This window comes from Promicromonospora sp. AC04 (assembly GCF_003058225.1).
Classification (GTDB): domain Bacteria; phylum Actinomycetota; class Actinomycetes; order Actinomycetales; family Cellulomonadaceae; genus Promicromonospora.
The window spans coordinates 19970-43698 of sequence record NZ_QBUG01000011.1 but is presented as its reverse complement, the minus strand read 5'-3'; the positions used below and the strand labels follow the sequence as shown (position 1 = coordinate 43698).

24 protein-coding genes are annotated in these 23729 nt (G+C 72.1%); 12 read left to right on the top strand and 12 right to left on the bottom strand.

Going from position 1 to position 23729, the window contains the following annotated elements; translation table 11 throughout:
- Window positions 1–185: 185 nt before the first annotated feature.
- From C8K30_RS24605 to C8K30_RS24595, 3 genes are all read right to left on the bottom strand, one after another.
- Window positions 186–713, bottom strand: coding sequence for a flavodoxin domain-containing protein (locus C8K30_RS24605; protein ID WP_108495544.1), 528 nt, complete (start codon window positions 711–713; stop codon window positions 186–188).
- Between the two features lie 56 nt (window positions 714–769).
- Window positions 770–1822: an alcohol dehydrogenase catalytic domain-containing protein gene (locus C8K30_RS24600; RefSeq protein ID WP_108495718.1), complete on the bottom strand. Its 1053-nt coding sequence runs from the start codon at window positions 1820–1822 to the stop codon at window positions 770–772.
- Window positions 1823–2025: 203 nt separating this feature from the next.
- Window positions 2026–2796 (bottom strand): SDR family oxidoreductase, encoded by a 771-nt coding sequence (locus tag C8K30_RS24595; RefSeq protein ID WP_108495543.1) that lies wholly within the window; start codon window positions 2794–2796, stop codon window positions 2026–2028.
- 209 nt (window positions 2797–3005) lie between these two features.
- Here C8K30_RS24595 and C8K30_RS24590 point away from each other — a divergent pair, with 209 nt between their 5' ends.
- Window positions 3006–3287, top strand: a complete 282-nt coding sequence (locus tag C8K30_RS24590; protein WP_108495542.1) for a dsRBD fold-containing protein — start codon at window positions 3006–3008, stop codon at window positions 3285–3287.
- Window positions 3288–3376: 89 nt separating this feature from the next.
- Here the strand turns inward: C8K30_RS24590 and C8K30_RS31400 are convergent, their stop codons facing one another.
- The gene (locus tag C8K30_RS31400) at window positions 3377–3703 is read right to left on the bottom strand and encodes a DUF4389 domain-containing protein (RefSeq protein WP_108495541.1); all 327 of its coding nucleotides are present in this window, start codon (window positions 3701–3703) and stop codon (window positions 3377–3379) included.
- Between the two features lie 109 nt (window positions 3704–3812).
- On the opposite strand from C8K30_RS31400, the gene C8K30_RS24580 reads away from it, so the two are divergent.
- A complete protein-coding gene (locus tag C8K30_RS24580) occupies window positions 3813–4565 on the top strand; it encodes an SRPBCC family protein (RefSeq protein WP_146197586.1) in 753 nt (250 codons plus the stop codon).
- 51 nt (window positions 4566–4616) lie between these two features.
- Here C8K30_RS24580 and C8K30_RS24575 read toward each other — a convergent pair whose 3' ends face one another.
- The 4 genes from C8K30_RS24575 to C8K30_RS24560 form a co-directional block, all read right to left on the bottom strand.
- Window positions 4617–4820 (bottom strand): hypothetical protein, encoded by a 204-nt coding sequence (locus C8K30_RS24575; RefSeq protein WP_233257422.1) that lies wholly within the window; start codon window positions 4818–4820, stop codon window positions 4617–4619.
- Between the two features lie 341 nt (window positions 4821–5161).
- A complete protein-coding gene (locus tag C8K30_RS24570; protein ID WP_108495539.1) occupies window positions 5162–6022 on the bottom strand; it encodes a universal stress protein in 861 nt (286 codons plus the stop codon).
- Between the two features lie 214 nt (window positions 6023–6236).
- Window positions 6237–6581: an SDR family NAD(P)-dependent oxidoreductase gene (locus C8K30_RS24565; protein WP_233257421.1), complete on the bottom strand. Its 345-nt coding sequence runs from the start codon at window positions 6579–6581 to the stop codon at window positions 6237–6239.
- Window positions 6582–6645: 64 nt separating this feature from the next.
- Window positions 6646–7299, bottom strand: coding sequence for a PIG-L deacetylase family protein (locus C8K30_RS24560; protein ID WP_108495537.1), 654 nt, complete (start codon window positions 7297–7299; stop codon window positions 6646–6648).
- Between the two features lie 120 nt (window positions 7300–7419).
- Here C8K30_RS24560 and C8K30_RS24555 point away from each other — a divergent pair, with 120 nt between their 5' ends.
- Window positions 7420–8271 (top strand): cation-translocating P-type ATPase C-terminal domain-containing protein, encoded by an 852-nt coding sequence (locus C8K30_RS24555; protein WP_199230687.1) that lies wholly within the window; start codon window positions 7420–7422, stop codon window positions 8269–8271.
- 47 nt (window positions 8272–8318) lie between these two features.
- Here C8K30_RS24555 and metH read toward each other — a convergent pair whose 3' ends face one another.
- On the bottom strand, window positions 8319–11846 hold the full coding sequence (metH, locus tag C8K30_RS24550) for a methionine synthase (protein ID WP_233257449.1): 3528 nt from the start codon (window positions 11844–11846) through the stop codon (window positions 8319–8321).
- A gap of 142 nt (window positions 11847–11988) precedes the next feature.
- Here metH and C8K30_RS24545 point away from each other — a divergent pair, with 142 nt between their 5' ends.
- Window positions 11989–12768: an SDR family NAD(P)-dependent oxidoreductase gene (locus C8K30_RS24545; protein ID WP_108495534.1), complete on the top strand. Its 780-nt coding sequence runs from the start codon at window positions 11989–11991 to the stop codon at window positions 12766–12768.
- A 161-nt stretch (window positions 12769–12929) separates the two neighbouring features.
- Complete coding sequence (locus tag C8K30_RS24540) at window positions 12930–13742, top strand: DUF554 domain-containing protein (protein ID WP_108495533.1); 813 nt, start codon at window positions 12930–12932, stop codon at window positions 13740–13742.
- A 19-nt stretch (window positions 13743–13761) separates the two neighbouring features.
- On the opposite strand, the gene C8K30_RS24535 is transcribed toward C8K30_RS24540, so the two are convergent.
- Complete coding sequence (locus C8K30_RS24535; RefSeq protein ID WP_108495532.1) at window positions 13762–14703, bottom strand: LacI family DNA-binding transcriptional regulator; 942 nt, start codon at window positions 14701–14703, stop codon at window positions 13762–13764.
- A gap of 160 nt (window positions 14704–14863) precedes the next feature.
- Between C8K30_RS24535 and C8K30_RS24530 the strand changes: the two genes are divergently transcribed.
- From C8K30_RS24530 to C8K30_RS24500, 7 genes are read left to right on the top strand one after another with little or no spacing between them, the layout of a single operon-like run.
- Window positions 14864–15688, top strand: coding sequence for an ABC transporter permease (locus tag C8K30_RS24530; RefSeq protein ID WP_108495531.1), 825 nt, complete (start codon window positions 14864–14866; stop codon window positions 15686–15688).
- Window positions 15685–16542 (top strand): ABC transporter permease, encoded by an 858-nt coding sequence (locus tag C8K30_RS24525; RefSeq protein WP_199230686.1) that lies wholly within the window; start codon window positions 15685–15687, stop codon window positions 16540–16542. The genes C8K30_RS24530 and C8K30_RS24525 overlap by 4 nt, the downstream gene beginning before the upstream one ends.
- Window positions 16539–17576 carry an ABC transporter ATP-binding protein gene (locus C8K30_RS24520; RefSeq protein WP_108495530.1) on the top strand — a complete coding sequence of 346 codons (1038 nt, stop codon included), beginning with the start codon at window positions 16539–16541 and terminating at the stop codon, window positions 17574–17576. Before C8K30_RS24525 ends, C8K30_RS24520 begins: the two co-directional genes overlap by 4 nt.
- Window positions 17573–18646, top strand: a complete 1074-nt coding sequence (locus C8K30_RS24515) for an extracellular solute-binding protein (protein WP_108495529.1) — start codon at window positions 17573–17575, stop codon at window positions 18644–18646. The genes C8K30_RS24520 and C8K30_RS24515 overlap by 4 nt, the downstream gene beginning before the upstream one ends.
- Window positions 18647–18656: 10 nt before the next feature.
- Complete coding sequence (locus tag C8K30_RS24510; RefSeq protein ID WP_233257420.1) at window positions 18657–19760, top strand: hypothetical protein; 1104 nt, start codon at window positions 18657–18659, stop codon at window positions 19758–19760.
- A 50-nt stretch (window positions 19761–19810) separates the two neighbouring features.
- A complete protein-coding gene (locus tag C8K30_RS24505; protein ID WP_108495528.1) occupies window positions 19811–20902 on the top strand; it encodes a GNAT family N-acetyltransferase in 1092 nt (363 codons plus the stop codon).
- 9 nt (window positions 20903–20911) lie between these two features.
- Window positions 20912–22039, top strand: a complete 1128-nt coding sequence (locus C8K30_RS24500; protein WP_108495527.1) for a GNAT family N-acetyltransferase — start codon at window positions 20912–20914, stop codon at window positions 22037–22039.
- A 3-nt stretch (window positions 22040–22042) separates the two neighbouring features.
- Here the strand turns inward: C8K30_RS24500 and C8K30_RS24495 are convergent, their stop codons facing one another.
- Both C8K30_RS24495 and C8K30_RS24490 read right to left on the bottom strand, forming a co-directional pair.
- Complete coding sequence (locus tag C8K30_RS24495; protein WP_108495526.1) at window positions 22043–22858, bottom strand: TrmH family RNA methyltransferase; 816 nt, start codon at window positions 22856–22858, stop codon at window positions 22043–22045.
- Window positions 22859–22911: 53 nt separating this feature from the next.
- Complete coding sequence (locus C8K30_RS24490) at window positions 22912–23682, bottom strand: enoyl-CoA hydratase-related protein (RefSeq protein WP_108495525.1); 771 nt, start codon at window positions 23680–23682, stop codon at window positions 22912–22914.
- Between the last annotated feature and the right edge of the window lie 47 nt (window positions 23683–23729).

The following is a 23729-nucleotide window of genomic DNA, read 5'->3' as shown; positions in this document are numbered from 1 at the left end:
CATGGCTCGCTCAGACCCCGGCCGGCGTCGGGCGCTCGGCGCGCTCCCGGATGCCGCGGAGCATTCGCTTCGACATGAAGAAGCTCACCATCTCGACAGGCTCGGCGAGCGCGGCCGAACGGCCCACGTGGCTGCGATCGCAGCCGCCCCAGCGACAGTGCCGAGCGCCGACCACTGTCCCGCAGTCATGTCGTCTGTCGCTTGATCACGGCCTGGCCGAGCGAGCGGCCCCACTCGCGAGCCCTGTCGAGCTCGCCGTCCACGAGTACGTTCTTCGTGGTCACGAGGAAGCACTCGGAGTCGGCAACCGGACGTGAATGGAGGCGGCGGATCCGCCGCTCGATCCCCGCCGACGCATCGCCGGCGAAGATGCGTGGGATGTCCACGCGTGTGCCGAAGGCGACCCAACCGGCCGGCGCGGTCGAGAGAGACTCGATCCACTCCCGCACCCCGGACTTGGACGCGTCGGGCTCGAGGTCCAGATGCTGTTCCGGATCAGCCGCCCACTTCGCCGCCTCCTCCCGAGAAGACGCCTGTGGCAGGGTGTGCGCGTGGGTGGGCGCACCGATCACCACCAGGTCGACCGCCAGATCGGGCCCCGCCGACGCCGGTTCCACGCGGACATCGGTGAAGTCCGAGAGGCCGTCGCCGATCGCCTGAGCGATCTGGCGGGTGTTCCCGAACATCGATTCATAGAGCACGATCGCAGTCATCACGTATCCCTTCCGATGCAGACCTTTTCACGCCGTTCCCGCCGCCCGGACCGGGTTCAGTCCTCGCTCGAGACGACAACCTTCAGCGCCTCCTCGTCCGCGGCGCGGGAGAAGGTGTCGTAGGCCTGGTCCCACTGGTCGAACGTGAACCGGTGAGTCACGAACTTCTCCGGCGCGATCCGCCCGGCCTGGATGTCCTCGAGCAGCCGCGGCGCGGTCGTGGCGTTCACGAGCCCCGTCGTGATCGTGATGTTGTTGATCCAGTCCCGGTCGATGGGGAGGGTCACCGGCTTGCCGTGCACGCCGACGTTGGCGACCCGCCCGCCGGGACGGATGGCGTCGAGACAGAGAGCGAAGGTCGCGGGGATGCCGACGGCCTCGATCGCTACGTCGACACCCTTCCCGCCTGGGCCGAAGGCCTTGAGCTGGTCGAGCGCGTCGGGGCCGGCCTCCACGGTGTCCGTGGCCCCGAAGTCGCGGGCGGCCATGAGGCGGAACGGGTTGCCGTCGACGGCGATCACTTTCGCGGCGCCGCTGGAGCGAGCGGTCATGACGGCCGCGAGGCCGACCGGCCCGACCCCCACGACGGCGACGATGTCACCGTCCTTGACCTCTCCGTACTGCACGCCGATCTCGAACCCGGTCGGCAGGATGTCGGAGAGCATCGCGCCCTGCTCGGCGGTGACGCCTTCGGGCAGCGGGATGAGCCCGTTGTCGGCGAACGGCACGCGGACGTACTCGGCCTGGGTGCCGTCGATGAGGTGGCCGAAGATCCAGCCGATGCCGCCCAGGGTCTCGCAGTGCGAGGTCAGGCCCCGCCTGCAGTAGTCGCAGTTCATGCACTTGCTGATGCAGGAGATGATCACGCGGTCGCCGACCTTGACCTTGGTACAGGCGTCGCCCACCTCGGTCACGACCCCGACGCCCTCGTGGCCGAGGATCCGGCCGTCGGTGACCGCGGGCACGTCGCCCTTGAGGATGTGCAGGTCGGTGCCGCAGATCGTGGTGGTGTCGACTTTGACGACCGCGTCCGGCGGGTCCCGCAGTGCCGGGTCCGGGACGTCCTCCCAGGACTTCTGGCCGGGTCCGTGGTACACAACAGCCTTCATGGCAGTCCCCTCCGTCATGGCGGCTCGACTGACGCCGGTGGAGGAGTCGGCGCTCAACGTCGTGAACCGCTCGTGATCCCGATTCTAGGCCGCGGCTGTCCCGGAATCAGGAGCTGCGGTAGTTGCGCGGCGAGGCTTGTCCGCGGGCCGAACGGGCCGCAGCCGGGGGCCGTGCACGTGATGGCCTCAGCGATCCGTGTGGTTCACCAAGTGGAGTCGCCGCGGATCATCGCGTCGGAACCGCCGTCGACGAAGATGACCTGGCCGCAGACGTGGGAGTTCTTCTCGCCGACCAGCCAGGCCAGGAGGTGGGCGGGGACCTCTGGTTGCATGAAGCCGTTCAGAGGCATCGGCACCATCGCGGAGATCGCTGCACGCTGGACCTTGGTCCCGATCATGCCCGCCACCATCGGCGTCTCGACGATGCCCGGTGCGATGGCATTGAGAGGGATTCCCGCGTCCGCCCACCGGGGTCCAGTGGCTTCCCGGCGGATCCAGCGGCATAGTGCAACCTTGCTGCTGGCGTAGATCAGGCCCGCCTGGTCTGCCTCTACGAGCTTGGTCACGCGGTCCAGGGCGGCGGGTTCGTCACCGGCCAAGCAGAGGTCGACCAGTTCGGCGTCGGACGGCAGGAGGCTGGCCATGGAGGCGGTAGCCACCGCGCGCGGCGCCTGCGAGCCGGCCAGCAAGGGCTGCAGCCCGTCCAGGGTGGCCACGGTGCCGAAGAAGTTCACCGCGACATCGCGCGGGGTCTGGTGGGCCACGCCGGCGTTGGCGACGACGCCGTCGACGTAGCGGCGACGCGACCGCACCCGGTCCACCATCTCCTCTCGACCACTCGGGGTGGACAGGTCGGCTTCAATCTCCGCGTCGTGGAGGTCCACGCCGATGACGCGATCCCCGCGCTGCTCCAGGAGCCGCAGGGTGGCCAGACCGATTCCGGAGGCGGAGCCGGTGACGACGATGGTGCGCATGATGTCCTCCGTGCCCTGTGTAGGTTGGCGCTCGGCACGATGCCGGGCAATTTCACGCTAGGCAGCGGGAGCGGGCCGGGCCATGTGCCGTCCGTCCTGAGGTGCCGGGGCCTTGGTCCCTGGTGCGGCGGCCCTCAGGAGCGGACGCTGAAAGTCACGCTCTCTACCGGAACCCGCGGGGGAGAGGACCGATCGACAGGAGCACCGCCATGACTCACACGTGGAACGTCACAATCCAGCTCTTCGACGCCGACGACATTGAGCGTGACGGCACGCTGACCGCCGCCCACGCCGTGCTGACCACGTCCAGCGGCACCTCGCTTGAGGGCCACGGGCGCGCCCGTCGCAACCCGAGCGACCCGGAGGTCCCCGAGATCGGTGAAGAGCTCGCCGCGGCCCGGGCACTGCGTGAGCTGGCCGACCGGCTGCTGCGGGCGACGTCGGACGACATAGCGGAGATCGAGCACGGTCCAGTTCACCTGCACCCGTGATTCGTGCGCGTGGCCGCGGTGTGAGACGTTCACCGCGTCTACGACCGGGCCGGGCCAGATCGAGTCCAGCGGGCTGTGCTACACCGACATCAGCCTCGTTCGACCAGGCCCTCGGCTTGCTGCGGCGTGGAGAACGGCGGGTACCGGTCGGTGCCCGCGGCGGAGTACGCGTAGAACGAGACTCGCCAGGTCCAGCGCAGCACGCCGACGTTGAAGTCGAACACAGGCCGCGGGTAGCGGCCGGTAAACAGGATCGCGAAGAACGCGAACACCGTCAGGACACCGAAGGCGGTCCAGAGGAACGCCAGGACGACGTAGTGCGGGATGGCCAGCAGCCACTTGACGAGCCAGAGCCACCTGTTCAGGCCGCTGTCGAGGGCGGCATCCACGCGCAGTGGGTAGGGTTCGTCACTCATAGGTCGAGCCTCACCCGTTCGTGCCGGACGCCGCATGAGGCGTTGGCCCCTATATGCCGGTGACTTCTGGCCCTGTCGAGGAGTGCCACGCGGATGCGAGGCTCGGCGCATGGCACGGAGCAGCGAGCACAGGACCAGCGGGTACACCGGCCGAACGAGGTCGGGGCGGCCGGCGTGGCGTCGCGGCCCGCTCGTGGCGGCCCTGACAGGGCTGGCGGGCGCGGTCGCGTACGTGCGATGGGTCAAGCCGGGTCACGACCGCTGGGGGGCGACCGACGAGGACGTCGCGGCGATGCTGCCCGGTGACGACCTCGTTCCGGAGCCGGCGACACAGGTCACCCGAGCGATCACGATCGATGCGCCACCGCAGGACGTGTGGCCGTGGGTGGTGCAGATCGGCGCGGACCGGGGAGGGTTCTACAGCTACACCTGGCTGGAGAACCTGTTCGGCCTGAAGGTCCGTAACGCTCAGAGGATCGTGCCGGAGTGGCAGGAGCTGCGGGTCGGCGATGTCGTGCGCGCGACCCGGGACCGCGGCGGCGGGTGGTACGTCATGGGCCTCGAGCCCGGCGAGGCGCTCGTGCTGCAGCTCGCCGACCTGGAGGCCGGGCGGCCCGCCCGCCGCGAAGACCCCGCCGGCTGGGAGTTTCTCTGGACCATCGCGCTCCGGGAGACCAAGGATGGACGCACCCGTCTGCTCCTGCGCGAGCGTGTCGCCTTCCGCAACCAGCTCGTGGGGCGCCTGACGGCGCCGGTCGGTGAGGTCAGCTACCTGATGTCGCGACGCATGCTGTTCGGGATCAAGGTCTGCGCCGAGGGCCGGGCCTCCGGTACCGGGGCGGCGCCGACAGAGGGCTCCTAGCGGCGGGTCCCGGCGTCCGCCTCGGGGGTGTCTCGCGCTCGTCACCGGCAGCTACTCGCCGTCGGGCGAGGTCACCAGTGGTGTGGACCTGCGGGGCGTGTGCTTCGGCATCGAGCTGTACCCCAGCCGCATGAGCATCTGCGGTGCCCCGTCCAGCGACAGGGCCCGGCGCAGGTCGTGCCGGGTGGTCGGGTTCTCCAGCACCGTGGTCGCGAACGACGCGTGGACGAAGTACGTCGTGGCGACCAGCAGCACGTGCTCCAGCGCCTCGCCCGCCGCGACCCAGTCGCGCGGGGCGTCACCGGTGGTGGTGAGGACGGCCAGGGTCGAGTGGTGTTCGAACAGCGCGCTGCCCGCGCTGGCCAGTCCGCGCGGGCCGCCGGGTGGCCTGCGCGATCGGCGATCTTTGCCCCGGACTCGCGGGACTTGCGCCCCTACGGACCGGGCGGCGGGGCTTCGAGACTCGAGCCATGAGCGAACGAGTAGTGATTCTCGGTCGGACCGGGGAGGGCCAGCGGCACCCGCCTGGAGTGGTGCGTACCGCTCGACGACGCGTGACGCCGTCCGGTCCGACCGGCGTCGGCAGGCGAGAGGTACTACTCGTGCACCACGATCACCGTGGCGGGCGACCGGCGGAGCACTCCGTCCGAGATCGAGTACCGGATGCGTCCGACCACCGGTGAGTGCGGCTGCCCGCCCACGACCACGAGATCCTCCGGGCCGACGTCGTCCAGGAGCGCTTCGACCGGGTTCGCGGTGCGGAATCTGACCGTGGCGGCGACGGCGGGGTACTTCCCGGACCACCGCGCCACCTGATGCTGAACACCCTCGCGCTCGGCGGTGCCCTGCTGTGGTTCCGGCCCGGTGAGGTCGACGTCCATGAGCGGGTCGGGTTTCAGGACGTGCACGACCTCGAGCGGGCACGACCGCTGCTGCGCCTCCGCGAACGCGACGTCGAGCTGAGGGTCGGCGTTGCCGCGGCTCACGCCGACCACCACACGGCGTGGGTCGCCGGCGCGGGCGCCGGCGGGGACCACGGCCACCGGGCCGTGCGCCGACGCCGCGAGCGCGCCGGACACAGAGCCGAGCACGGTGCGCCCCCGGGCAGCGAGACCGCGCCTGCCGACTACGACGAGGTCGCTCGACGTCGATCTTCGCGCCAGCATGTCCACGGGATCGCCCAGCACGACTCGCTGGTCGACCTGATATCCGCCGGGCCGCGCGCCGTCGAGCCGGGCGACGGCCTGCTCGACGGCGTCGCGCGCGTCCGCTGCCAGGTCCGTGCCGTCGATCCCCACGACCCCGTACCTGCTCGACGGCACGGTGGCGTAGGCGCCCAGCACGGTGAGCCGCGCCGAGTGCCGGTCCGCCGTGAGCGCCGCCCAGTCGACGGCGGCCATGCTCTCGGCGGATCCGTCGACCCCGACGACGATGCCGTCGTACCACTGGCTGCGCATGATGGTCTCCCTCGCTCCGCGGGCCTGAGGACAGCCCGCGATCCCAGCGGACCACGGCGCCCTGAGCGGACGACAGGGCGGGAGGACCTGGGTGATCTGCCGAAAGGCCCGCGCCCCGGGGTACGGAAGTCCCTGGCCTCGTCCCGGCGTTCGAGCGACGCTGGGAGGGATCGGAGGGACCTACGTCCGTCAGGAAGGGCGTATCGGGCTGGGCTCAGCGGGCGATGTAGCCACCGTCAACGTAGAGCTCGGCGCCGGTGACGAAGGACGCGTCGTCGCTCGCGAGATAGGCCACCGCGGCCGCGACCTCCTCCGGCGGGCGGAGCCGCCTCATCGGCGTCAGGTCGATCATGGCCGTCTCGAACTCGGTGCCTCTGGCGACGTCGAGGATCGGCGTGTCGATGATCCCCGGGTGGATCGAGTTGACCCGGACCCCGGCCGTCGCCCAGGCCAGCGCCACGTTCTTGGTGAGCGTGCGGACCGCGCCCTTCGCCGCGTGGTAGGCCGGCGACGTGCCCATCCCGCCGCTGGTGCCGAAGATCGAGCTGATGTTGACCACCGCGCCGTGCCCCGGTCCTTCGGGCCTGGGCCGGACGGCCCCAGCTCGGGGACGACGGGAGCTGCTAGAGCAGGGTGAGGTAGTCCCGCGGCTGACCGAGGTCCACGAGGGCGTGGACCGGATCGTCCGCGGCCGGCGTGCCGTGGCACGCGATGGCTGCCTGCTGCCGTACCCGGTCGCTGTCCACGGCGATCGTCCCGCTGGTCGCGCCGGCGGCGACGGACGGTCGCGTCCAGCCGTACAAGGGGCAGTGCAGGGTCGCGGCGGCGTGCTGGGCCGCCCGCATGGCCTGGACGTGGTCCGGGTGGGCGCCGGGTGCGCCGGCGTCGACGGTCAGCACCGCGTCGACCGGGCCGGCCACGGACCGCAGCTCGGAGGCGAGCGTCTCCGGTGGGTTCGTGTGCAGGTGTCCGGCGCGATGGTCGAGCAGGGTCGCCTCCTGGGCCCCCAGCAGGCGCGCGGCCTGGAGCAGCTCCGTCGCGCGGTCGAGCCGGCGTCGGGTTCCGGGATCGGGCCGCCGGCCGTGGGTCAGGCACACGATCTGGACTGCGGTGCCTGCCGCCGCGAAGGCGGCGATGACGCCACCGAGGGCGAAGGTCACGTCGAAGGGGGTCGAGCACACCACCAGCAGGCGCCGGACCTGAGGAGGTGGCAGCCGCTTCTCGGCCGGGGCTCGCTCCGGTGCCGGGGCGACGTCGATGACGACAGTGGCTCTCATGACCGCTCCTTGGACGCGCGGACCGAGACGATCTCGGTACCTCTCCCAGCCTCGTGCCCGCGAGCGAGGGACGAGGAGGGGCCAAGGTCCCGGCTTCTGCGGTGAACGTCCCGCCGGATCGTGACCCTCGGCCCTGCCCGGCCGGGCCGGCGCCGGGCAGTGCTCAGCGGCGGTTCCGTGCCCCTGGCCCTGACCGTGCTGCAGATCCTCGCCCTGGACATCGGCACCGACCTGCTGCCCGCCCTCGCCCTGGGCGCGGAGCCGCCGCGCGGGACGACGATGCGGCGCCGACCGTCGACCGGCGCCCTGATCGACCGTGCCGTGCTGCGCCGGGCGTTCGGCGTCCTCGGCCCGGCCGAGGCCGTCGTGGCGATGTCCGCCTTCCTGGTCGTGCTCGGTTTGGCCCGATGGACCTTCGGTGCCACTCCCGCCGTGTCGGTCCTCGCCGGTGCGTCGGGCGCGACGTTCGCCGCCGTCGTCCTGGGCCAGCTCGCCAACGCCTTCGCCTGCCGCGGCGAGAGTCGCTGGGCGGGCGCGCTGCCGGTCGGTGACAACCGGCTCCTACTTGGCGCCGTCGCGGTCGAGCTGGTCCTGCTCGGGGTGTTCCTTGCGCCGCCCCTGGCCGGCGTACTCGGCGGCAGCCCGCCGCCCCCGGCCGGCTGGGTCATGGCGGTGCCGGCCGTGCCGATCGTCGTGCTTGCCGACGCCGCGGACAAGGCGTTACGGCACCGAACCTCCGCCATGACCAAGCGCCACTCGACGATTACCGCCCGCGACACGCGACACGGTTCCAGGGGAATTCGGGGCACATCGCCGGGCGTTGTCCCAGGTCAGGAACTCAAAGCGGGTCACGGTCGCGAGTGCGAGGCTGAGGCGCTTGATTGTGTCCCGTTCATGACGCGCATTGGCACGCTGAGGTCCGTCCAGCGACGTCTGGATACGGGAGTCCCGGGAATCCGTCCGGGGCTCTGACCAGCCAGAACCGGTTGGACCTGGCGCGACGCTCCGCACCCGGAAAGTCACACGGAGAAGTACTTCGCCTCCGGGTGATGGAACACGAACGCGTCCGTCGACTGCTCCGGGTGCAGCTGCAGCTCCTCGCTCAGCGTCACCCCGACCCGCTCCGGCCGCAGCAGCTCCACCACCTTGTGCCGGTCGGACATGTCCGGGCACGCGGGATACCCCAGCGAGAACCGCGCCCCCCGGTACTCCAGCTTGAACATCCCCTCGACCCCTGCAGGCTCCTCGGCAGCGAACCCGAGCTCCGACCGCACCCGCGCGTGCCAGAACTCCGCCAGCGCCTCGGTGAGCTGCACCGACAGCCCGTGCAGCTCCATGTACTCCCGGTACTTGTTCGCCTCGAAGAGCTTCGCGGTATGCGCAGAAACAGAATCCCCAACAGTCACCAGCTGCACCGGCAGCACATCGAACCGCCCGGTCTCCTCAACCCAGGACCGCGGTCGAACGAAGTCGGCAAGACACAGATGCCGGTCCCGCCGCTGCCGCGGGAAGTGGAACCGCAGCCGTTCGGTTCCGACCGCACCACCGGACCCGCCGTCGGGCGCGCCGATCCCGGTGAGCTCGCCGTGGTGCGCCACGACGACGTCGTCGCCCTTCGACCACACCGGGAAGTACCCGTACACCACCGTCGGATCCATGATCTGGTCGGTCAGGATCCGGTCCATCCACTCCGCGAGCCTCGGCCGGCCCTCGGTCTCGACCAGCTCCTCATACGAAGCCCCGTCCTCCGAGCGGCCAGGCTTCAGGCCCCACTGCCCCATGAACGTCGCCCGCTCGTCCAGGAACGCCGCATACTCGGAGAGCTGTACGCCCTTGACGATCCGCGTTCCCCAGAACGGCGGCTCGGGCACCGCGTTGTCGGCGGCCACGTCCGAGCGGGCGGGAAGGTCCTCCGGGGCCGTCTGCGTCACCGTCACCACCCCGTGCCGCCGCTTGCGCAGCGCCGGCAGCCCGACGTCGTCCGGCGACGCGCCCCGCGCGACTCGCACGAGCGGCTCCATGAGCCGCAGCCCCTCGAAGGCGTCCTTCGCGTACCGCACCGTCCCCGGGAACATCCCGGCGAGATCGTCCTCCACGTAGGTCCGGGTCAGCGCGGCCCCACCCAGCAGCACCGGCCACCGCTTCTCGTACCCCCGCGAGGCCAGCTCCTCCAGGTTCTCCTTCATCACCACCGTCGACTTCACGAGCAGCCCCGACATCCCGATCACGTCGGCCTCGTGCTCGATAGCGGCGTCGATCATGGCGCTCACCGGCTGCTTGATGCCGATGTTGACCACCTTGTAGCCGTTGTTCGTCAGGATGATGTCCACGAGGTTCTTGCCGATGTCGTGCACGTCGCCGCGCACGGTCGCCAGCACGATGGTGCCCTTGGTCTGCTCCCCGGAGACGCGTTCCATGTGCGGCTCCAGCAGCGCGACGGCGGCCTTCATCACCTCCGCCGACTGGAGTACGAACGGCAGCTGCATCTCGCCCTTGCCGAACAGCTCGCCCACCACCTTCATGCCCTCCAGCAGGTGGTCGTTGACGATGTCCAGCGCCTTCATCCCGGCACCCAGCGCCTCGTCGATATCCGGCTCCAGACCCTTCCGGGCGCCGTCGATGATCCGCCGCGCCAGCCGCTCGCCCACGGGCAAGGCCAGGAGCTCCGCGGCCCGGGCATCCCGGATCGCCCCGGCGTCCACGCCCTCGAACAGGTCCAGCAGCTTGGACAGCGGGTCGTAGGTCAGGTTCCCGTCGCCGTCCCACTCCCGCCGGTCCCACACCAGGTCCAGCGCGGTGGCCCGCTGCTCGTCCGGGATCGAGGACAGCGGCAGGATCTTCGCCGCGTGCACGATCGCCGAGTCCAGCCCCGCCTCGGTCGCCTCGTGCAGGAACACCGAGTTCAGCACCGCACGCGCCGCCGGGTTCAGCCCGAACGACACGTTCGAGACGCCGAGCGTGGTGTGCACGCCGGGGTACTTGCGCGTGATGCGCCGGATCGCGTCGATCGTCTCGATGGCGTCGCGCCGCGTCTCCTCCTGGCCGGTCGCGATGGGGAAGGTCAGGGCGTCGACGATGATGTCGTCCACCCGCATACCCCACTCGCCCACGAGGGTGTCGATCAGCCGCGAGGCAATCGCAACCTTGTGGTCAGCGGTCCGCGCCTGCCCCTCCTCGTCGATCGTCAGCGCGACGACGGCGGCGCCGTGCTCCACCACCGCCGGCATGATCCGCCCGAACCGCGACGTCGGCCCGTCGCCGTCCTCGAAGTTCACCGAGTTCACCACGCCGCGCCCGCCCAGCAGCTCCAGGCCCGCGCGGATCACGGCGGGCTCCGTGGAGTCGATCACCAGCGGCAGGGTCGAGGCGGAGGCCAGCCGCGAGACCACCGCGCGCACGTCCTCGACGCCGTCGCGCCCCACGTAGTCCACGCACACGTCCAGCAGGTGCGCGCCGTCGCGGGTCTGGGCGCGGGCGATGTCGACGACGTCGTCCCAGCGGCTCTCCAGCATCGCCTCCCGGAACGCCTTGGACCCGTTGGCGTTGGTGCGCTCGCCGATCGCGAGGAAGCTCGTCTCCTGCCGCAGGTCAGTCGCGGAGTACAGCGAGGCGACGGCGTTCTCCCGCACCGGCTCCCGCTCGGCCACGGGGAGGCCGCCGATGGCCTCGACCACGAGCCGCATGTGCTCCGGCGTCGTGCCGCAGCAACCGCCCACCAGGCCCAGGCCGAACTCCCGCGCGAACTGCGTGTGCGCCGCGGCCAGCTCCTCCGGCGTCAGCGGGTAGTAGGCGCCGTCCGGGCCCAGCACCGGCAGGCCCGCGTTCGGCATGCACGCCACCGGCATCTCGGCGTGCTGCGACAGGTGCCGCAGGTGCTCGCTCATCTGCTCCGGGCCGGTCGCGCAGTTCATGCCGATCGCGTCGATGCCCAGCGCCTGCAGCGCCACCAGCGCCGCGCCGATCTCCGAGCCCATCAGCATGGTCCCGGTGGTCTCCACGGTCACCGACACGATGATCGCCACCCGCTGCCCGACGTCCGCCATCGCCTGCCGGCAACCCGTCACCGCGGCCTTGGCCTGCAGCAGGTCCTGGCTCGTCTCGATCAGCAGCGCGTCCGCGCCACCCTCGATCAGGCCCGCGGCCTGCTCGGCGAACGTGTCCCGCAGGTGCGCGTACGTGGTGTGCCCCAGCGACGGCAGCTTGGTGCCCGGGCCCATCGAGCCCAGCACCCAGCGGGGCCGGTCCGGCGTCGCGTACGCGTCCGCGCGCCCGCGGGCGATCGCAGCGCCCTCCCGGGCCAGCTCGCGGATCCGGTCGTCGATCCCGTAGTCCGACAGGTTCGACCAGTTGGCCCCGAACGTGTTCGACTCGATGGCGTCGACGCCGACCTCGAGGAACGCGTCGTGCACCCCCGCGATCAGGTCCGGGCGCGAGACAGTGAGGATCTCGTTGCAGCCCTCCAGCCCCTGGTAGTCGTCCAGGGTCGGGTTCGCCGCCTGGATCATGGTGCCCATCGCGCCGTCGGCGACGACCACGCGCGTGCGCATGGCGTCCAGCAGAGCGGCGGAGCGTTCGCCAAGAACGGGCGGAGCGGCGGGAAGAGCGGTCACCTCGGCAGCGTAAGCCTTGGCCGGACGACGGCGCCGTGCGTGCCCGGCTGGCGGTATCGCGGCGGGTATCGTCCCCGGCATGACAACGCGCGACTACCTGGCCGCCCTGTTCTCGCTGGAGGGCCGTACCGCCGTCGTGACCGGCGGGAGCTCAGGCATCGGGCGGGGCATCGCCGAGGCCCTCGCGCAGGCGGGGGCGCGCACCGTGCTCCTGGCCCGCACCGCCGACCGGCTGGACGAGGTCACCGCGGACCTCCGCGACCGCGGCTGCGCCGTCGAGCGAGTCGTCGCCGACCTCTCCACGCGCGACGGCATCCGCGCCGCAGCCGACGGCATCGTCGCCGCGGCCGGCGAGCCCGACATCCTCGTGAACAGCGCAGGCATCAACCTGCGCCCGCACATGGACCAGCTCTCCGATGACGTCTGGGACGCCACCATGACCGTGAACCTCGAGGCGCCGTTCCTGCTCGGGCAGCGCTTCGGGCCCGGTATGGCGCAGCGGGGATTCGGCCGGCTGATCCACATCTCGTCGCAGCAGGCGCACCGGTCGTTCGTCGACAGCGGCGCCTACGGCGTCTCCAAGGGCGGGCTCGAATCGCTCGCCCGCTCCCAGTCCGAGGCCTGGTCGGCCCGCGGCGTCACCGCCAACACCCTCGTGCCCGGGTTCGTCCTGACCCCCCTGAACCAGCGCCTGCAGGACGACGCCGAGAAGGTCACGGCGCTCGCGGCCCGCACCACGGTCGGCCGCAACGGCGTGCCCGAGGATTTCGCGGGCGCCGCCGTCTTCCTGGCGAGCGCGTCCTCGGCCTACGTCACGGGCCACTCGCTGTTCGTCGACGGCGGCTTCTCGGTCCACTGACCTCGGCAGCCCGCTGATGGCCCACGCTGAGGTCGGCAGCTGGCATCGAGATCGGCTCGGGCCTGGACCGATCTCGATGCCAGCTGCCGACTTCGGTCCAGGCGTCCAGGAACCTTGAGCAGGCCTGCGGCGCTCGCACCGTCGCGCTGTACGCTCGCGGCGTGAACGTCGACTTCCCGGGGCTGGGCACTCTTGTCAACGTCGGGACGATCGTCGTCGGGGCGCTGCTCGGCATGGCCGTGGGGCACCGGCTGCCCCAGCGCACCCACGCCGTCGTGACCGACATCCTCGGGCTCGTGACCCTGCTCGTCGCCGCGCTCTCGGCGATGGCGGTCACCGACGCCGCGTTCCTGGCCGCGACCGGCGACGGCGCCCCCGTGCTGATCGTGCTCGGGTCCCTGCTGATCGGCGGCATCGCCGGCTCGCTGCTGCGGATCGAGACCCGCCTGGAGGGGCTGGCCGGCAAGATCCAGGGCTGGCTGGCCAGCCGCTCCGCCGGGACACGCAGGTCTCGACGCCCCGTGCTGATCGACGCGACCGAGACCGGACAGGACTCCGCGGCGCGCGAGCGCTTCATCGAGGGGTGGCTCACCGCGTCGCTGCTGTTCTGCGTCGGGCCGCTCGCCATCCTCGGGTCGCTGTCGGACGGTCTCGGCCGCGGCATCGACCAGCTCCTGCTGAAGTCCGTCCTCGACGGCTTCGCGGCGCTGGCGTTCGCGTCCTCGTTCGGGGTCGGGGTGCTGCTCTCGGCGGTGTCGGTAGCCGTCGTCCAGGGTCTGGTGACGCTGGCCGGCGTGCTGCTCGGGTCGGTGCTGCCGGACGCGCACATCGCCGCGCTCACGGCGACGGGCGGTCTCATGCTGGTCGGTATCGGGCTCCGGCTGCTGCACATCAAGCAGATCCCGGTGGGCGACCTGCTGCCGGCGCTCGTCGTGGCGCCGTTGCTGACCCAGCTCGTGATCGTGCTGCGCTGACCCCGCCGACGGCCAGGATTCAGCCCCGCACGGGCACCGGCAGCCGCACCTGGCGGCCGGGCTCGTCTCGGCCGTCGAGCAGGCGCACCAGGTGGTCCATCGCGGTGCGGCCCAGCTCCTCGCCGTCGACGTCGATCGCCGGCGTGTGCTCCAGGCCGAGGGCCTCGATGACCGTTGGCTCGGTGCTCACCACCAGGTCGCGCGGCACCTCCACGCCCCGTGTGCCGAGCGCGAGCAGCAGGCCCAGGCCGATGGACGTCGCGTACGGCACGACGGCGGTCGCGCCGGTCTCCAGCACGCCCGCCGTCACGCCGACGCCCGCGGCGAAGGTCGCCGGGCAGGGGCCGAGCACGGTGAGCTCGGCCCCCGCCCGGCGGGCGGCGTCCTGCACGGCGGCCGTGCGCTGCCGGTCCTGCCAGGACCCCTCGGGGCCGCCCACGTAGACGATCCGCTCGTGCCCCTCGGCGGCGAGCCGGGCGGTCAGGGTGCCGAAGGCGGTTGCGGTGTCGGCCACTACCGACGTCATGCCGTCGATCTCGCGGTCGACCAGGACTGCGGGCTTGGCCGCGCCCGTGCTCACGACGAACGTGTCGCTGCCGCGCGGTGCGACGACGAGGAAGCCGTCGACCTGGCGGGCGAGGCGCTCGAACGCGCCAGCGGAGTCCAGGGCGTGCACGGCCACGGTGAGCTGGAGGCCCGCCTGCTCGGCCCGCGCCTGGGCGCCCGCGATGATCGGGGTGAAAAACGTGTTGTCCAGCGTCGGGACGACTATGGCGATGATGCCGGTGCGCCCGCGGGCGAGCTCGCGCGCGGCCCGGTTGGGCACGTACCCGAGCCGGGCGGCGGCCGCTATGACCCGCACGGCGGTCTCGGGGGCGACCAGGCCGTTCCCGTTGAGTGCTCGCGACGCGGTCGCCTTGGAGACGCCGGCCACCGCGGCGACGTCGGACAGATCAGGCACCGTTCCTCCTTTGTCGGTGGGCACACTCTAGACGTTGGATGCAACCGTTTCCGCTCAAACGCGCCGCCGTCGTAACAGGAAGTTAACCCGGGATTGCAGGAGCACGGTCGCTGATGCCCTAGGGTCCAATGGAACCGGTTCCATCAACGAAAGACGGCTCGTGCGAGCACGCTCCTCTCTCCTCCTTCTGCTCCTGCCGGGGCTGGCGTTCCTGCTCGTCGGCTTCCTGCTGCCGGCGGTCGCGATGCTGTTCGCGCCGCCCGGCGTGACGTTCCCCCAGGTGCTCGAGCGTCTGGGCGCGATGCTCACCGACCCCTACGACCTGGGGATCATCTGGCGCACGGTGCGCATCGGGCTGATCGTCACGGCCCTGTGCGTGGTGCTCGGGTTCCCGATCGCGTCGCTGCTGGCCCGCTCGCAGTCCCGCTGGGCGGGGGTGCTGCTCGCGCTGGCGATCTTCCCGCTGCTGCTGAGCAACGTGGTGCGCACCTTCGGCTGGCTGGTCGTGCTGGGGTCGAACGGCGTCATCGGGCAGCTGCTGACCGGTCTCGGGATCGTGGAGGAGGCGCCGCAGCTCCTGTACACCGAGCTGGCGATCGTCCTGGGCCTGACCCAGCTCTTCCTGCCGCTGGCGGTCATCACCTGCTACTCCGCCGTCGCGCAGGTGGACCCCGGGCTCGACGAGGCGGCCCGGGGCCTGGGCGCCAGCCGCACCCGCGCCTTCTGGAGCATCCTGGTGCCGCTGTCGCTGCCCGGCATCGTGGTGGCGGCCACGCTCGTCTTCGCCGGGTCCGTCACCGCCTACACGACCCCGTACCTGCTGGGCGGGTCGAGCCAGCGCATGCTCTCCACCCAGCTCTTCTCGTACGCGAGCGTCACCGTGGACTGGGCGGCCGCCTCGGCCACCGCGATCGTCATGACGGTGCTCGTGTTCCTGGTCTCCGGGATCTCGACGCTGGTCGGCCGCAAGGGGGCGACCTCATGAGCCAGACCGTGAAGCAGGGCGCGAGCCCGGCAGCCGGGCACGGGACGAGCCACGGCATGCGGCCGCGCCATCCGGTCGCCGGCACGCTCGCCGTCGCGGGCTATGTGGTGATGATCGTGCCGATCCTGTTCGTCGTGGCCACGGCGTTCACCGCCGGGAGCACGCTGCGCTTCCCGCCCGAGGGGCTGTCCCTCAAGTGGTTCGGCGAGGCGGTGGCCTACACGCCGTTCGTCGAGGCGGTGGTCTCCAGCCTGGAGCTCGCCGTCCTGGCCACCGGGCTGGCGCTGCTGCTGGGCGTGCCGGTCACGCTGGCGATCCACCGCGGCCGGATCCCGGGCAAGGGCCTGCTGGAGGGGCTGTTCCTGTCGCCGCTCGTGGTGCCGGAGCTGGTGGTGGGCCTCGCGCTGTACCAGCAGCTCATGATCGGCCTGCACCTGGACAACTTCACCACCCTGCTGCTCGGCCACACGGCCCTGCTGCTGCCCTACGCCGTGCGCGTCACGGGGGCCTCGCTGGCCCTGACCGACCCGGCGCTGGAGGAGGCCGCGCGCGGCCTGGGCGCCTCGCCGCTGCGCGCGTTCGTCACCGTGACGCTCCCGATGCTGCGCCCGGGCCTCATCTCGGCGGGCCTGCTCGGCTTCGTCACCTCGTTCAACAACGTGCCGCTGTCGCTGCTGCTGCAGACCCGCGACTTCCGGACGCTGCCCGTCACGATGCTCGACTACGTCCAGCAGAGCTACGACCCGATGGTCGCCGCCGCGTCCACGCTCGTGCTCGCCGCGACCGTCGTCGTTGCCGTGATCGCCGAGCGCACGGTCGGCTTCGCCAAGATCTTCGGAGGAATCAACCGATGACCACCCCCGCCGCCGAGCTCGTCGGCGTCTCCCAGCGGTTCGGCGGCTTCACCGCCGTCGACGCCATAGACCTCCAGATCCCGCGCGGGCGGCTGACCACGCTGCTGGGCCCCAGCGGCTGCGGCAAGACGACGACGCTGCGTCTGCTCGCCGGGTACAGCGCGCCGACGTCGGGCCGGATCCTGATCGACGGCGACGACGCGACCCGGACGCCGCCCGAGAAGCGCAACCTCGGCATGGTCTTCCAGTCCTATGCGCTGTTCCCGCACCTGACCGTGGCGGACAACGTGGCCTACGGGCCGAAGATGCGCGGCGTGCCCGCGGCCGAGCGGCGCCGTCGCGCGGACGAGGCGCTCGACCTCGTCGGGCTGGCGCACCTGGGCGACCGCAAGCCCAAGCAGCTCTCGGGCGGCCAGCAGCAGCGGGTCGCGCTGGCCCGCGCCATCGCCATCCGCCCGCGGCTGCTGCTCCTCGACGAGCCGCTGTCCAACCTGGACGCGCGGCTGCGCGTGCAGATGCGCGCCGAGATCCGCCGCATCCAGTCGGAGACCGGGCTGACCGTCGTGCTCGTGACGCACGACCAGGACGAGGCGCTGGAGCTGTCCGACGAGATGGTGCTCATGCGCGCGGGCAAGATCGTGCAGAGCGGCGCGCCCCGCGACGTCTTCCCCGCGCCCGCCGACCGGTTCGTCGCCGAGTTCCTCGGCTACGAGAACTTCCTGACCCTCGCCGACGGCCGCCAGGCCGCCGTCCGCCCCGAGCACCTGCGGATCGTGTCCGCGGACGCGCCCGCGGGCGAGGCGGTGGCGTTCGACGCCGTCGTGCGCGACGTCGCCTACCGCGGCGTCGACCTGCTCGTGACGCTGGAGGCCACCGACCCGGGCGGACATGCCGTGCGCCTGCTGGCCGACCACCGCGCCGACACCGCTACCGGGCCGACGCCGTCGGCCGGCGACCGTGTTCGCCTGCTCGCGCCCGAGGCGCGACTGGCCCTCCTGGAACCCGACCCCACCCCCACCGAAGGAATCTCATGAACCGCACCCCGAAAGCCCGCCGCACCGCGGTGTTCGCCTCCGGCCTCGTGGCCACCTCGCTGCTGGCCGCCGGCTGCTCCGCCGGCGACGACGCGGCGGCCGAGGACACGATCGTCGTCTCCACGTTCCCGTTCGGCGTCGAGGAGTTCCAGGAGGCGGTGATCGACCCCTTCACGGCCGAGACCGGGATCAAGGTCGAGGTGGAGACCGGGTCGAACGCCGACCGGCTCTCGCAGCTCCAGGCCGCGGGCGAGGACTCCGGCATCGACGTCATGCTGATCTCGGACTACTACGCCGCGCTCGGGCAGGAGACCGACCTGTTCCAGGAGGTCGACGCCGCCCAGGTGCCGTCGCTGGAGGACGTCGCCGACTTCGCGCTCGAGGACGGGTACCAGGGCCCGGCCTACAGCTACCAGCTCAACGGGACGCTGTACTCGACCGAGGCGCTCTCGGCCGAGGAGGCGGCGGAGTGGGACCTGTACGGCGACTCCGCCCGCGCGGGCGAGCTCGCGCTGCCGGACATCTCGGTGACGGCCGGGCAGCTCATGGTCTCGGGCGTCGGCGAGACGTACGGCGACGGGCCGTACGACATCGACACCGCTCTCGACACGATCGGGGGCTGGGCGCCGGGGATCCTGCAGTTCTACGCGTCGTCGACCGAGGTGACGAACCTGCTGACGCAGGGCGAGATCGTCGCCGCCGACTCCCTGAGCGGCTTCGCCACCGACCTGGTCGCCTCGGGCGAGCCGTACGCGTGGACGCCGCCCGCCACGGGCCGCTACATGGCCACCAACCGCGCCATGATCCCGGCCGGCGCCCCGAACGCCGACGGCGCGCACCAGTTCATCGACTACCTGCTCTCTGCCGAGGCCCAGACGAAGTCCGCCGAGCTGGTGGGCGACCTGCCCGTCAACCCGGAGGCGACCGTGCCGGACTCGATCGAGGCCGTCGTCGGCGACATCGCGGCCGACCCCGTGGCCGCGGGCTACGCGACGCTCGACCCGGCCGAGCTCGTCCCGACCCGGGCCGACTGGGTGGACCGGTTCGCTCGTGAGGTGACGGCCGGCTGACCGGCACCCCATGAACACTCTCACCACCGACCTGCCCACCGCCGTCGACCGGTTGCCCAAGGTCGACCTGCACTGCCACCTCATCGGCACGGTCCGGGCCAGCACCTTCGCCGAGCTGGCCCGGCGGGAGGGCCTCGACCTGCCGGCCGAGCCCGAGCGGATCTACGCCGACGTCAACTCCCTGCCGCCGGACCCGGACCTCTACCGCGACACGCGCATCCCCGTGCCGCAGGGGCGCAGCGCCGACGAGCCGGCGATCTCGTACTCGCTGTTCCAGGTCTCCCGCTGGGTGACCCAGGTGCTGCGCTCCGCCGACGACCTCACTCGGATCACGTACGAGGCGTTCGAGGCGGCGCACCGCACCAGCGCCACGCGGCACCTCGAGGTGTCCTTCGACTCCGTGCCCGAGCACCTGGCGTCGCTGGGGTACCTCGGGTCGGTGGAGGCGTACGCCGAGGGCATCCGGATGGCCGAGCGCGACTTCGGCATGTCCGGCCGGCTCATCGCCGCGATCGACCGGTCCGGCTCGGGGCAGGACGCGCTGGAGCGGGTGCGCACCGTCGTCGACCACCCGCACGAGTACGTCGCCGGGATCGGCCTGGACAACCTGGAGACGGCGGGCCCGCCGGAGCGGTTCGCGGCGGCCTACCGGCTCGCGGGGGAGGCGGGCCTGGGCCGGACGGCGCACTCGTCCGAGCACGCCCCGGTCGCGGTCAACACCGTCACCTGCCTGGACGTCCTCGGCTGCGACCGCATCGACCACGGCTACTTCGTCCTGCAGGACGACGACGTCGTGGCCCGCTTGCGCGACGAGCAGGTGCCGTTCACGGTCATCTCCACGTCGTCGCGCCGCTCGTGGCGGCCGTGGCGGCGGGCGTCCATCGCGGCGATGCTGGAGGCGGGGCTCAACGTGATCCCGGCCTCGGACGACCCCGGGATGTTCCCCACCACGCTCGCCGACGAGTACCGGATCCTCGCCGACGACCTCGCCGTCCCGGACGAACGGCTGCGCGCCATGGCGCTGGCCGGCGTCGAGGCGTCGTGGCTGCCGCCGGCCGAGAAGGCGGCGCTCCGCACCCGGTTCGTCGAGGAGCTGGCGGCGCTCACCCCGTAGCGGCCGCAAATTCCCGTGCCGACGGTGGGCGGGTCACCTAGCGTGGCTGCATGCTCTCGATCGCCGAGCGCGCAGCCGCGCCCGAGACCCTGCCCACCCCCTCGGCGGGCGGCCTGACCTGGCGCGCCTGGACCCGGCAGGACGTGCCAGCGCTCGCGGAGCTCATGCGCACGGTCCAGGAGGCCGACGGGCGGGACTGGTTCACGTCGCCCGGTGAGGTCGCCGAGACCTTCGACGTCCCGGTGTTCGACGCCGCCACCGACACGATCGTCGGACTGGACGCCGACGGCGCGCTGCGCGCGTACGCCCACGTCGAGCAGTTCCCGACCGACGGCGTCACGACCCTGCGGGTCTTCCTGCACGGCGGCGTGCACCCCACGCACCGCGGTCAGGGCATCGGCACCAACCTGCTCGCCTGGGCCACGGGCCGCGCGCGCCAGGCGCTCGCGGCGTCGGGCACGGACGAGCGGCTGGCCGGCCTGCCCGGGCGGATCTCCGCGCACATCGAGGACAGCGACCCCGCCGAGCGCCACGACCTCCTGCGCGCGGGCGGGTTCGAGCCCGTCCGGTACTTCGCCAACCTGCTGCGCGACCTGAGCGCGCCGCTGCCCGTGATCGGGCTGGAGCCGCCGCTGCGGCTCGTGCAGTGGTCCGAGGCCCTGGACGACGCCGCGCGGCTGGCCCGCAACGACGCGTTCCGGGACCTCTGGGGCAGCCAGCCCCGCACTGCCGAGTCGTGGCGGGCGTACCGCAGCTCGTTCGCGCCGCAGTGGTCGTTCCTCGTGGTCGACGAGTCGGTGCGGTACGAGGGGTCCGAGCAGGAGCATCCGGGGGACCCGTCGGTCCCGCCGGGCACGCCGTACGTCGTCGGGCTGCACATGGCCGGGCGGTACGAGCACGACTGGGAGTCGCAGGGGTACACGGCGGGGGACACCGACCTGGTGGGCGTGCGCCGCGACTACCGCGGGCGCCGCATCGCGGCGGCGCTGCTGTCGCACGCGATGCACGTCTTCGCCGGGGAAGGCATGCAGTACGCGGTGCTCGACGTCGACACGGACAACCCGACGGGCGCGCCCGCCCTGTACGCCCGGCTGGGCTACACCAAGAACGACGGCTCCACCATGTACGCCATCGAGATCTGAGGAACGGCCATGACCGCGGAACCCAACACCCTCGCCCCGATCGCCGAGCGCGCCGCCGCCCCGGCGACCCTGACCATCCCCACCGCGGGCGGCCTGACCTGGCGCGCCGCCACCCGCGAGGACGTCCCCGCCTGGCTGGTGCTGCGCAACCACATCGCCCGCGTCGACGCCGAGCCGTACGTCGAGACCTTCGAGGAGATCGACGAGCTGTTCGACGGCGCATGGCGCGACATGGCCGCGGACTCGCTGCTCGGGTTCTCCACCGAACCGGCCGAGGACGGCGCGCTGGTGGCCTGGGCGCAGGTCGAGTGCCCGCCCGGCGACGTCACCGAGGTCCGCGCGTTCACCTGGGGCGGCGTGCGCCCGGACCACCGGGACAGGGGGATCGGGCGCGAGCTGCTGGCCTGGGAGATCGGGCGCGCCCGGCAGAAGCTGGCGGCGTCGGGCAAGGACGTGCCGGCGCGCATCGCGGTCTACGCGGAGGACGCATCGCCCGCGTCCCGGCACCGGCTCTACGAGCGCGCCGGGTTCCAGGTGCGGCGCTACTACTCCGACCTCGCGCGCCGCGTCTCCGGGCCGGACGCCGAACCGGTTCCCTCCGTCGAGCTGACGGGCTCGCTGCGGCTCGCGCCGTGGTCCGAGGACCTGGACGAGGCCACCCGCCTGGCCCACAACGACGCCTTCCGCGACCACTGGAACAGCCAGCCCCGCACGCGCGAGCAGTACGCCGAGCGCACCGGGTTCGCGCCGCAGTGGTCGTACGTGGTGGTCGACGACGCGCCCGACGTCGCCGCCCTGCTCGCCTCCCCGGAGACCGACGCCGAGACGGCCGCCGCGCTGCGGGCCGGTGAGCCGCTGGTGGTGGGCTACGCAATGGCGGACCTGTACCCCGAGGACTTCGCGGTGCGCGGGTACTCCTTCGGGTACACGGACATCCTCGGCTCGCGTCGCGCCTACCGGGGCCGCAAGGCGGCGCTCGCGGCACTTACCGCGAACATGCGGGCCTTCGCGGCCGACGGCATGGAGTACGCGGTGCTCGACGTCGACACGGCCAACCCGAGCGGCGCCCACGGCCTGTACGCGAGCCTGGGCTACGTCAAGACGTCGGGCTCCCGGATGCTCTCGATCGAGCTCTGATCCTCAGCGTGCCGCGAGGCGCTGGCGGCGGGTCTCGTAGAGGACCACCGTGGCCGCGTTCGCCGCGTTGAGCGAGCTCGCCGAGCCCGTCATCGGGATGCTCAGCGTCACGTCCGCGGCGTCGCGCCACGCCTGGGTCAGGCCCGCGGTCTCGTTGCCGACCAGGAGCAGGACCGGCTGGGTGAGGTCGAAGGCGGAGACGTCGGCGTCACCGCGCTCGTCCGTGGCGACGACGACCACGGGGACGCCGGCGGCGCGGCGCTCCTCCACCCAGGACATGACCGCCGCCGGGGAGGGGCTCCGCACTACTGGCATCGCGAAGAACGATCCGGTCGTGGCCCGCACGGACTTGGGGTCGTAGGCGTCGGCGGAGTGCCCGGTGGTGATCACGCCGTCGGCCCCGAACGCGTCGGCCGACCGGATGACCGCGCCGATGTTGCCCGGCTGGGTGGGCCGGTCGAACACGACCCCGAGGAAGTCCGGGCCCGCCTCGATGCGGTCCAGGATGTCGGGCCGCATGGCGATCACGGCGAGCAGCTCGGCGTCGTCCTTCTCGGCGAGCTCCGCCAGCAGGTCGGGCGCCATCCTCACGTGCTCCACGTGCGGGTGGGCCGCGAGCAGGTCCCGGGCCCATTGCGAGAGCCGGCGCTCGCCGTCGTACAGGAGGGCCTGGACCTCCCAGCCGTGCTCGACGGCCATGGTGATCGGCCGCACGCCCTGCACGACGAACTGGCCGGCGCGATGCCGCTTGTTGCGGTTGGTGAGCAGCGTCTGGAGCTGCTGGAAGCGCGCGTTGCGCTGGGAGATCCGGGTGGCCACGTCCCCATCCAACACCGTTCCGGCGATCGGGCCGCATCCAGCGGTCGGTCCGGTCAGTGGGCCAGCAGCTTCGCGATCGCTGCGCGCGCGGGTTCCGAGCCGAACAGCTTGGCCGAGGTGGTGACGGCGTCGTCCACGTGCGCGTCGAAGCGGGCCAGCGCGTCCGCGTTGAGCAGCTCCTTGGTCGCGGCCAGGCCCTGCGGGTCGCCCGTGGCGAGCCCCGCCAGAACCGCCGTGACCTCCTTGTCGAGGCCGTCGAGCGGGACGGTCCGGGTCACCAGCCCCCAGTCCGCCGCCTCGGTGGCCGTGAACGGCGCCCCCGTGAGGAACGTGCGCGACGCCGCCCGCGGTGTCAGCCGCGGCAGTACCGCGAGCGAGATGACGGCGGGCGCGAGCGCGAGGCGGGCCTCGGTGAACGCGTACGTGATCTGGTCGGCGCTGATCGCGATGTCGCAGGCGGCGACCAGCCCGATCCCGCCGGCCCGCACGGGCCCGTGCACGCGCGCCACGACGGGCTTGGGCAGGGCGAGGATGGCGCGCAGCACGTCCGCGAGCTTGCGCGCGGACACCGTCATGCCGTCGCGGAGCGCCTCGGTGAGGTCGGCGCCGGAGCAGAACGCGGTGCCGCTGGCGGCCAGGACCACAGCGCGGACGTCGTCGTGCGCGGCGCGGTCGAGGGCCGCCTGGAGCTCGTCGAGCAGGGCGAGGGAGAGCGCGTTGCGCCGCCGGGGGGCGTCGAGCGTGATCCGGGCATACGGGGCCGACGGCGCGTCGGGCAGCTCGAGCGCTACGACGTCGTAGGCGACCTGACTCTGGCTGGTCATCAAGATCCTCCTGGCGGGGCCTGGCACACATAGGTTAATGGTTGTTA